Annotated in this window: 9 protein-coding genes and 1 pseudogene; 4 read left to right on the forward strand and 6 right to left on the reverse strand. The window is 70.7% G+C overall.

Annotation, left to right across the window (positions count from 1 at the left end; genetic code table 11):
- Positions 1-187: pseudogene (locus tag EES43_RS31305) on the forward strand (TetR family transcriptional regulator); the annotation flags it as partial.
- Positions 188-275: 88 nt separating this feature from the next.
- On the opposite strand, the gene EES43_RS13035 reads toward EES43_RS31305, so the two are convergent.
- Positions 276-611 (reverse strand): hypothetical protein, encoded by a 336-nt coding sequence (locus tag EES43_RS13035; RefSeq protein ID WP_241192639.1) that lies wholly within the window; start codon positions 609-611, stop codon positions 276-278.
- Positions 612-839: 228 nt separating this feature from the next.
- Here EES43_RS13035 and EES43_RS13040 point away from each other — a divergent pair, with 228 nt between their 5' ends.
- On the forward strand, positions 840-1676 hold the full coding sequence (locus EES43_RS13040; RefSeq protein ID WP_124268881.1) for a helix-turn-helix domain-containing protein: 837 nt from the start codon (positions 840-842) through the stop codon (positions 1674-1676).
- Entirely contained in the window at positions 1673-1909 is a 237-nt protein-coding gene (locus EES43_RS13045; RefSeq protein WP_124268882.1) for a DUF397 domain-containing protein, read from the forward strand. Before EES43_RS13040 ends, EES43_RS13045 begins: the two co-directional genes overlap by 4 nt.
- Before the next feature lie 101 nt (positions 1910-2010).
- On the opposite strand, the gene EES43_RS13050 is transcribed toward EES43_RS13045, so the two are convergent.
- The 3 genes from EES43_RS13050 to EES43_RS13060 are packed head-to-tail and all read right to left on the reverse strand — an operon-like array spanning position 2011 to position 5389.
- Entirely contained in the window at positions 2011-3204 is a 1194-nt protein-coding gene (locus EES43_RS13050) for an HTTM domain-containing protein (RefSeq protein WP_241192406.1), read from the reverse strand.
- Positions 3197-4018, reverse strand: coding sequence for a DUF5819 family protein (locus tag EES43_RS13055; protein ID WP_241192407.1), 822 nt, complete (start codon positions 4016-4018; stop codon positions 3197-3199). The genes EES43_RS13050 and EES43_RS13055 overlap by 8 nt, the downstream gene beginning before the upstream one ends.
- A 48-nt stretch (positions 4019-4066) precedes the next feature.
- Complete coding sequence (locus EES43_RS13060) at positions 4067-5389, reverse strand: ice-binding family protein (protein WP_124268883.1); 1323 nt, start codon at positions 5387-5389, stop codon at positions 4067-4069.
- Positions 5390-6039: 650 nt separating this feature from the next.
- Here EES43_RS13060 and EES43_RS13065 point away from each other — a divergent pair.
- Complete coding sequence (locus tag EES43_RS13065) at positions 6040-8034, forward strand: Ig-like domain repeat protein (protein WP_124268884.1); 1995 nt, start codon at positions 6040-6042, stop codon at positions 8032-8034.
- Here the strand turns inward: EES43_RS13065 and EES43_RS13070 are convergent.
- Together EES43_RS13070 and EES43_RS30625 are read right to left on the reverse strand one after the other, a co-directional pair.
- The gene (locus EES43_RS13070; RefSeq protein ID WP_124271960.1) at positions 8024-9586 is read right to left on the reverse strand and encodes a helix-turn-helix domain-containing protein; all 1563 of its coding nucleotides are present in this window, start codon (positions 9584-9586) and stop codon (positions 8024-8026) included. The two genes, EES43_RS13065 and EES43_RS13070, sit on opposite strands and share 11 nt — an antisense overlap.
- A gap of 326 nt (positions 9587-9912) precedes the next feature.
- Positions 9913-10171: hypothetical protein (locus tag EES43_RS30625; protein ID WP_164493164.1), on the reverse strand; the 259-nt coding region annotated here is incomplete at its 5' end.

The following is a 10171-nucleotide window of genomic DNA, read 5'->3' on the forward strand; positions in this document are numbered from 1 at the left end:
TCGCTGGATGGGCCGCAGCCGCCGCGCCCTGGAATGGCACTTCGACCCGGCGACCGCCCGTCAGCTCGACGCCCTCATCGAGGGCCTGTCCATCCACCGCGCCCTGGAGACCGAACCCCACGACCGCGCCCTGACGACGGAAGCGGTCGCCCGCATCACCGGCCCGGCCGGGCCCGGCGGCTCGTAGGACGGTCGCGGTCCCCGTCACCGGCCGGGCGCGGGCGCGACCTCCGCCCCTGACGACGCGCACGCCGCACCCGACCTGCTCGACGTGCTCAACGCAGCATCGAGCAGGCCGCGTTGATCAGGATCAACGTGTGCACGAACCGGCCCGGCCCGGTCGGCGGAAACCGCCAGGCCAGCGGCCACGTCCGCCCGGTCAGGGCCGGTACGGGCACGTAACTGATCCGACCGGTGGCCGAGTTGAACGTCGTCGCCCCGCGCGGCCACGCCCGCCCGGCCGTCGATCCCGGCGGCACCAGGAAGTACACGCCCCGCCGCCCGTTCTCCTCGGTCACCACGGGCCCCGGTTCTCCTCCCACCAACGACTCCATCAGGGCGGCCAGCCGACTTCCGTCCTCGCCGTCCACCCGGACGGCGTCGAATTGCACGCCCGCCTTGCGGAGCTGGAATCCGGAGTCAGGAATCCACGCGATGTTCAGTTCACGATTCTGTGCGTTCACGGGACGATTGTGGAGCTGATCACCTAGCGTTCTCTACGACTGGCGAGGGGCGTCGCACACCCGTTGACCTGCGCGGACTTCGCTGTGAAGCGGTTGAATCCGGTGGCATCGAGTAGTGACCGGTTGAGTTCGGTCGAGTCGAAAAGAGATCGTGTGATGGCGCGAGCGGAGAACAAGGAATCGGCCAGTCCGACAGCACAGATGGTGGCCGAGGTGGCACGAGTGCTGCGTACCAACCGGAAGTGGACGCAGGAACAACTGGGCAGCGAGATCGGCTACTCGGCAGCCGCCGTGAGCGCGATGGAGACCTGCGCCCAGCCGGCCAGTGACGCGATGCTGACGGCGCTGGAACGGGTGCTGGGCAATGGCACGGGCATTTTCGAGACCGCACGCCGGTACGTACGGATGGAGAGGTATCCCGAGCAGTTCCAGGACTACGCGCTGCTGGAACAGGCCGCGCTCAGTCTCCAGCTCTATGCCACCAACATCATCCATGGGCTGTTCCAGACGGAGGAATACGCTCGGGCGCTCATGAGTGGCGGATACCCGCCGCTCACCGACCAGCGGGTGGAGGAACTGGTCGAGCTTCGGATGGAGCGCAAGGCCCTCTTCGACCGCGAGCCCACCGCCTTGATCGAGTTGGTCCTGGAGGAGGCGGTCCTCCTGCGCGGTATCGGCAGCAAGGCGATCATGCGAGATCAGATGCGGTACCTGGCGGAGTGCGCCCGACGCCGCAATGTCACGCTTCAGGTGCTGCCGCTGGACTGCGGCTTGAGCGGGGAGTACGCAGGTGACCGTGGAGACATGAATCTCGTGGAAACGCCGGAGCACGAACGGCTGCTCTACCTGGAGGTTCAGGGCGAAGGTCTCCTGATCAGCGATCCCGCGTCAGTGAGTACGCGTGCCCAGCGCTGTGCGAAGATCCGGTCACAGGCCCTGGGTCCTCGTGAATCGCTGGACCTCATCGAGCGGTTGGCAGGAGTAGAGGAATGAGAAAGCCCCTGCACTGGTTCACCTCCAGCTACAGCGACAGCGGCGGCGGCAACTGCGTCGAGGTCGCCTTCGCCTGGCACACCTCCTCGTACAGCAACGCCAGCGGCGGGGAGTGCGTCGAGGTCGCCGCCTGCCCCCACGCCGTCCACGTCCGCGACTCCAAGGTCTCCGACGGGCCGGCCCTCGCCGTCGCGCCCGACGCCTGGTCCGCGTTCCTGACCTGGGCGGAGTGAGTACGCCACATGCCGACTCGACCCGTGCGCGCCCGGCCGCCCGGCGGATCGCCGGCCTACGCGCTGCCGGCGGACCGCGGGCCCGGCGCACGATCCGCCTCCTAAGGGCGACCGCGTACAAGGGATGTCGGGCGGCCGTGCTGCTTCGGCACCGTCCCTCGCCGCGCCCCGGGTTCCCCTGCCGCCGCCCGCGGCGCTCCGGGCCGCCGCAACGCCCGCCGGGCCAGTCCTGCCACCGCGATGTAGAAGCGGTCCGGCAGGAAGACCGCGTCGGCGATGATCATCGCCCCCGAGAACAGCGGCAGCCCCATCAGGACCGCGATCCCGATGTGCATGCCGAACAGCATGGTCAGGACCGGGTACTTGAGCCGGCCGAACAGGACGAACGGGAAGGCGACCTGGAGGAGCACGGTCAGGTAGCCGGCCACCGCGATGGCGAGCGCCTGGTCGTCCACCCAGTGGGAGAGGGCGGGCCACGGCTGGAAGAGTTCGAGGTTCATGACGTAGTGCAGTGCGGTCCCGGCTCCCCAGGTGCCGCCCTGCACCTTGTACAGGCCGGCCGCGCCGTAGAGGAAGCAGACCTGGAGGGCGATGACGAGGAGGCCGCAGTTGTGGACGGCGGTGACCAGCGTTGCCCGCGCGGCGCGCAGACGCGCGGGGATCCGGAGCGGCGGCCGGCGGCCGGCGGAGTTCGTGTCGGAGTCGCGACGGGCCCTTCCGGCATCCAGGGACCAGCGACGGCCGGACGCGGTGAGGACGAGGTAGAGCGCCATCAGGAGGACCAGGTTGTCGCCGCCGTCCGTCATGAAGATGGACCGCGCGTGGAAGGAGGCGACGACGACGGCGAAGAGCACGGACACGGCACGGGTCCGCCAGCCCAGCAGGAACAGGAAGCTGACGACGAGTGCCGCCGCGTAGCAGAGTTCGAAGTGGACGCGGCTGTCCGACAGAGTGAGCACGCTGGCCCAGCCGGTCTGGTCGAAGAGCTGTCGCGCCAGGTCCGGTGTCCACGGTGATCCGGGGCCCCAGATCACATCGCGGTTCGGGAACTCGCGCAGCAGGAAGACGAGGTAGAGCAGGCCGTATCCGATGCGCAGGACCGATACCGCGTAGAGGCAGAGGGGGCGTTCGGTCAGCAGGGACCACGCGTGCCGTGCCGTGCCGGTCAACCGTCCCAGCGCGGCGTCGAGCAGGGATGCCGGCCGCCGGTCCTCGGTCGCTGCACCCCCCGCAGCCGCTGCCACGGGACGGATCGGATCGTTCGCCGTGTCGGCCATCGGTGCCGTCTCAGCCATCGGAGGCCACCTTCCACCAGGGCAGAAGCCGTGTTTCGGGGTTCGCGGAGGCGGCACGGCGGTCACGCTCCGCCGTGCCCGGAGCGGCTACGGGCAGGGTGACCACCCGGAGCTGGATGTGCTCGAACGGCTTGCCGTCCCCTGTGCGATCGGCGGCGATGTTGCGCAGGTACTGCTGAATCATCACAGCGCGGGCGGACCGGGAGACGTCGTTGCCGCCGTGCAGTTCGACATAGGACGTCCAGGAACGGCGCAGCATGTTCTGCGCGGTGTGGCTGGGAAATCCCTGGTGCTTGATGGCGGCGGCGTCGACAGCGGTCAGATCGACCCAGTCGCTGACCTGCACGGTGCCGTCCTGGGCCGTGTGCGCCGTCCGCGCCGAGATCTGCCGGTTGACGGAATCGGGGTCCGGGGCGAAGAGCCGCCAGTTCTGCTCGAAGAGGGGGTAGATCCAGGCGTCCACCTGGGATTCGAAACGCTGTGAGACGACGTTCGGCGGTGCCACGTGCAGGAACACCAGGCCGACGTGGGTCAGGGCCACGGTCAGGCACAGCGCCACCGTCGTGTTGAGGACTCTCCTCCCCCAGCGGTTCCCTTCGGGCGTTCCGCCGCGCTCCGCCTCCTTCCCGGCCACTCTGCCGTCACCGGCGCCTCTCTCGGCACCCCCGGCACGCGCGTCGTTCGTGGCCGGTCCGGGGCCCGGGGGCCCACCGCTGTTCTGTTCGTGGTCCGATGCGACTTGGCCCAGCACGTGCCCCGCCCTGTTCTTCTCGTCGTCCGTCTCGTGGAAGCGTGCGGCGGGGCAGGAGGACATGCCCCACCGCACACCGTTCAGCCGACAGCGCGTACGTCGCGCAGCCGCCTAGCCTTCGTGGTGCCCCGGTCCCTGGGGCTGGTCGCCGTAGCCGCCGTGCTCCTGCGGCTGGTCGCCGTAGCCGCCGTGCTGCTGCGGCTGGTCGCCGTAGCCGCCGTGCTCCTGGGGCTGGTCGCCGTAGCCGTATCCGCCCGGCTGCTCGCCGCCCTGGCCGTATCCGTAACCGCCGTGGTCGCCGCCGGTGCCGCCGCCCTTGCTGCCGCCGGTGTGTCCGCCGGTGCCGCCGCCCTTGCTGCCGCCGGTGTGTCCGCCGGTGCCGCCGCCCTTGCTGCCGCCGGTGACACCGCCCTTGCCGCCGCCCGTGGTGTTGCCCGCGATGTTCCCCGAGGTGTTGCCGACGGTGTTGCCCGTGGTGACCCCGGTGGTCGTCCCGCCTCCCGGGGTACCGCCGGTGGTGCCGCCGGTCAGGACGCCGCCGAGCACACCGCCCAGCACGCCGCCGGTTCCGCCGGTCGTGCCGCCCGTCAGGACGCCCCCGAGCACACCGCCCAGCACGCCGCCCGTGGTGCCGGTGGTGGTGCCCGTCGTGGTCCCCGTGGTGGTGCCCGTCGTCGTGCCGGACGTGGTGCCGCCGGAGCACGTGGGACGGGTGATGCGGTTGTCGTCCAGAGTGACCGAGCCGTTACGGGCCAGCGCCCGGCCGTCGATGGTCGCGCCGGTGGTGACGCTGATCGACGTCAGGGCCAGGATGCTGCCGACGAAGGTCGAGTTCGTACCGAGCGTGGCCGAACTGCCGATCTCCCAGAACACGTTGCACGGCTGTGCCCCGTTGATGAGGGAGACCTGGCTGGCGGACGCCGTCGTCAGGCCCGAGCCGACCTGGAAGACCCACACGGCGTTGGGGTCGCCCTGGGCATCGAGGGTGAGCGTGCCGGTGAGGTCGAGCGTCGAGGAGGCCGTATAGACGCCCGGTACCAGCGTCAGACCGCCGGCGTCCGGCGGAAGCGCTCCGTCCGTCGCCTGGCCCGCCGCGTTGTTGAAGGCCGCCACGAGATCGGACTGCGCCTGGAGCGCGACGGAGTCCGCCGAGTGCTGGACCCCGTTCACAAGCCCCGGCGGGAATCCGCTGATCGCCGTCCCGGGCGCGACCCCGAGATCCCCGGTGATCACGGAAGGCCCGGTATTGGTGACCGACTGACCGGCCAGCACCGCGAAACTGTCGGCCGTCCCGAGCGGCACGGGCGTCGCGATGGCGAAGGCCGGGGACGGGGCCACGGCCACCACAGCAGCGGCGACGGTCGTGGCGAGAGCGGCGGTGAGCCAGGACGAAACAATGCGCCGTACTGCAAGATCAGGCGTTCTGAGCTTCATCAGAAACCGGTTTTCTGTGCGAGGCGGCGGCTTCCGAGCCGTTCACGGTTTCCCGGAAGCCCTCATGTTGTCGCCAGCACACTACGCACACAAACACCACAAATGCCCGGAGAAAACGGGCGAAACATCCCCTTTTTTTCAAGTATTCTTTGATGGATATAGGAACGAATTCATATCCCCGGGCGAGACGCCGGAACCGATTCCGTTCGGAGGTTGACGGTTTCTTCTGCGACGCAGAATGCTTTCCTCGGAAAAAGCTACCCCACCATCGGGAAGTGAATCGGCCAAGGAGTTCATCAGGCGTTCCACGCCGTCGCACGGGCGACATACCGGCTGGTCACACGCGCAACGTACCGGCCGATCGAACGGATGAACACCACCGAACATCACCGACTTCACCCATCCGTCAACCCTGGCCACCGGGACCGGTCGGCGGGACCGGCCGGCGGGACCGGCCGGCGGGCGTACGAGACCGGTCGGTCGAGCCGTCGCGCGGTGCCACGGGACAGCCCCTGGTCGGATCGGCGAGGTGAAAATAGTGTCCAGCCGTGTCACCGGCATGCCTTACTCTGCGATCCGGGCCGCACCCCTTCGCTTCTCTCATCTCGGGTGACACGCGGCCCTCTCATACCGTGGGGGTATCAGTAACTGTGCGTACGCGCAGAATCTCGACCGCGACAGCGCTCGCGGTCCTCTTCAGTTCCGTGGTGCTGGTCGGCGGGGCGGCGAACCCGGCAGTCGCCGACAGCAGCAGAATCCTTCCGGCAGCCTCGCTGGGCGACATCGTCGCCGACGGCGTGCACCAGCGGGTGTTCGTCAGCGACCCGGAGTCCGGCCAGATCCTCGCCACCGACTACTCGGGCAAGGTCGTCCGCACCCTCGGCGAACTGCCCGGGGTGAACGGCCTGGAGCTGTCCGCCGACTCCAGCACGCTGTACGCGGGTGTGGCCACCGCCGACTCCATCGTGGCGATCGACACCGCCACCCTGACGGAGTCCGCCCGCTACGACACCGGCCGGGGCACCCGGCCGACCCATCCGGCCCTCGCGGGCGGGAAGCTGTGGTTCGGCTACGGGAACGCGGGCGACGGCAACATCGGCTCGCTGGACCTGTCCGGCGCGGAGCCCGTGGTCACCCTCGACCAGGACCCGGACCGCACCTGGTACGCCGCGCCGCTCCTCGCCTCGACGCCCGGCGCGCCCGGCACGCTGGCCGCCGGCATCCAGGGCCAGAGCCCGGCCCAACTGGCCGTGTACGACGTGTCCTCGGGCACCGCCGCACGGACCGCGCAGCTGCGGGCGGACGCGAGCAACCTGCGCGACATCGCCCTGAGCCCGGACGGCGGCCAGGTCGTCGTCGCCAGCGGCGCGCCGTACTTCCACCAGGTGTACCGGACCTCCGACCTGCGGGCCGAGCAGGGCTACACGTCGGACGCGTACCCCAACGCCGTGGAGATCGCGCCGGACGGCACGGTCGCGGCCGGGATCGACGGCTGGTACGACCCGGACGTGTACATCTATCCGCAGGGCGGCTCCAAGACGGCTTCGGTGCGGGAGTACGACTTCCCCAACACCGGTTCGTCCAGCGGTTCCGACGTCCTGGACCCGGCGGGCCTGGCCTGGGCCCCGGACACCAGTCGGCTCTTCGCCGTCACGACGAACAGCGCCGGAGTCCGCTCCTTCCGCGTCCTGACCGACACGAAGAAGTCGGTCACGTCGATCGTCGCGAACGCGCCGGAGAAGGCGACCAGGGCCAAGAAGCTCACCGTCTCCGGCAAGGTCACCTCGAAGACGGCGTTCCCGGCGGGCTCGAAGGTCGCGGTGGTGCGCACCGACCTCGAATCGCCGAAGGGCAAGTCCCTCGGTACGGCGGCGCTGAAGTCCAACGGCTCCTTCTCGTTCACCGACACCCCGCCCTCCGGCGGCAAGGTGACGTACAGGGCGGTGTACGCGGGCGACGCCACGCACTCCGCCTCGTCCGGCTCCGACGCGGTCGCCGTCTCCCGCGCCACCGCCTCGCTGAAGCTCAACCGGAACAAGGACGTCTACTCCTACGGCAAGGACGTCTCCTTCACGGCGCAGCTCGGCAAGACGTACAAGAACCGGGTCGTCGAGCTGTGGGTCGACCCGTTCGGCTCGGACAAGCCGAAGAAGCTGGTCAGGAAGGCCAAGGTCAACTCCCAGGGCAACCTGTCCGTCACCGTCGACATGAAGCGGGACACGGCGGTCACCGCCGTGTTCGCGGGCGACAGCCGGACCGCGTCGAAGTCGGTGAAGTCGACCGCGTACGCACGGGTGAAGGTCTCGACCTCGCTGTCCAAGCACTACCGGACGGCGAAAATCGGGAAGACGACCTACGCGTACTACAGCAAGAAGAAGAACCCGGTCTTCACGACCACGATGAGCTACTACCAGGGCCGTACCCAGCGGTTGAGCCTCCAGCTCTACTACCAGGGCACCTGGTACGACGCGGGCCAGGAGTACTTCGCGCTCGGCACCTCGGGCAGGTCGGCCATCACGCTCCAGGGGCCGCACGAGACCGGCTACAAGATGCGGATGCGCTCCTCGTACGTGAACGGCGCCTCCGGCGACAGCGTCAACTCCACGACGCACGGGGCCTGGAAGTACTTCATCTTCACGAAGTGAGGCCCCGGGCCGCCGCGTTCACCCTGGGTGCGCCGGCGGCCCCCAGGTCCCGCGCCCGGAACGCCAGCCACAGGTCGTAACGGGCGCTCGGCGGGCGCAGCAGTGAGCGCTTCAGGACGGTTTCGAGCCGGGTGAGGCGCTTGCGGACGCCCGGCACGGAGATGCCGAGCGCGGTCGCGGTCGGGCCGAGCCGGGCCTCGCACGCCAGCCAGGCGCGCAGGGTCGTGTCCGCAGCGCCGCTGGGAGCCGCGCCGCTGGGAGCCGCGCCGCTCGCGGTCGTGTCCGCCGCGCCGCCGCCCGCTCCGGCGAGCGGCGCCAGGCTGCGGTCCGCCCACTCCCGGACGGCGGGGCGGCGCAGGATCTCGTCGAGGTCGTGCGCCGCTCCGGCCGGATCGGGGCCGGCCGCGCAGGCCGGTGCGGGGACGGCGCGGACGCGCAGGGCCAGGTCGAGCGCGGCCTGGTCGGACAGCCGTTGCAGGTCGAGGCCGAGCAGTTCGCCGATGAGGGCGAGGCGGGCGGCCAGCGTGTTGCGGTGGATCTTGAGGTGGTCCCTCGCGTGCGTGGAGAAGGCCAGCCAGGACGTCGCCGTGGCGGCGAGTTCCTGGCTCCCCGGGTCCTGCGCGCGGCGCGGCACATGGGTCAGGAGCGGGGTGAGCAGGGCGTCGGCCCACTGCCGTCCGGCGGGTCCGACGACGAGCGCCGGTTCCGGTCGGGCCCCGAACCGGGCGTGCCGGGAGGGCAGTTCGCGGGCGACGGCCAGAGCGTGGAACGCCTGCCGGTAGCCGGTGGCCGTATCGGCCAGGTCCACCTGTTCGCTGACGCCCACCACGCAGTCGCCCACCAGCGCCGCGACCGCCTCGTCGGTCGGGCCGTCGTCCGGCTCGGCGTCGGCCGGCGTCACGAGGATGAGGTGGCGGGCGTAGACCGGGCAGCGGACGATCCAGGACCGGCCGCCGTCCGCGTCGCGGCAGACTCTCGCCACCTCCTCCCGCCCGTCGCCCGAGCACTCCACGACGCAGACCCGCACGGGGTCGGGCAGCCGTGGCAGCAGGGCGCCGGCGACCTGGTGGGCGATGGAGAGCTGGCCGGTCATCAGCAGGTGCAGCACCGCTTCCCGGCCACGGGACTCGGCGAGGTCCACCCGCCGCCGCTTGCGCTCGACGGTCTCGCTCCGCCGGCACAGGGCCAGCGGCAGCACCACGTCGGCCAGCAGGGTGGCGAGTCCGGCGGCCACCGGCCGGGGCGTGACGACGGCGAGCAGCGGATCGGCGGGGCCCTCGTCCACCGGGAGCGGGAACAGCAGGGTGGTGTGCGCACCGGTGTCGAGGGAGTAGGCCCGCGCCCGGCGCTCGGCCCGTGCGGCCACGCCCTCGGCGACCAGCGCCGCCACATCGGGAGCGCCCGGCCCGGCCGTGCGGGTCCCGGCGGCCGGGCCGGTCGCGGCATGCAGTACGGTCCCGTCGACGCCGACGAGCCCCGCCCAGCCGTCGGCGCGGCCCGACAGCCAGCGCAGCAGCTCCGGCGTGCCGCCGGACCGCGCCAGCCGGTGCATCGTCAGCAGGTCGTCGGCCCGTTCACGCGCTCGCACCCGTACCCCGTTCACTCGGCGCCCGGTGCCGACTGTGCGATCTGATACCTCCGTCGCGGCCACACCGGGCGCATCGAACCTCCCGTTCCCCTTCCTCATCGTTCTAGGGTGCGAACGTGTTTCGGTACGTCGGTTGCGGCCGGGAACGCGCGGGCCGTCGGGGGACGGCGGACGGGGCCGGAACACGGGCGACACGGCGGCAGCGACTCACGGGGGTGGTCGCTGCCGCCGTTCGCTCCGGGCCGCGCGGTCACGCGGCCACGGGGGCGCGGGGTCACCGGGTCACCGGGTCACACGGTCAGGCTCGGTATCTCGACGAAGGTGCCGACGCCGTTCACCATGCGTGCCTGCACGGCCGGGGTGGGGTCGAACAGCGAGGGCTGGTTGATCTTGGCGGTGGCCGCGTTGTTCTGAAGGTCGAGGTGGCCGACGTAGGGGTTCTTCAGGGGCAGCGACGTGATTGCGGCGATGGCCGGGTACCGGGTGATCAGGGACGCTTCGGGCTTCTCGCCGTTGTAGTGGTGGTAGGCGCCGATCGTGGGGTCGGCG

Origin of the sequence: Streptomyces sp. ADI96-02 (assembly GCF_003846185.1) — a bacterium.
Lineage (GTDB): Bacteria > Actinomycetota > Actinomycetes > Streptomycetales > Streptomycetaceae > Streptomyces.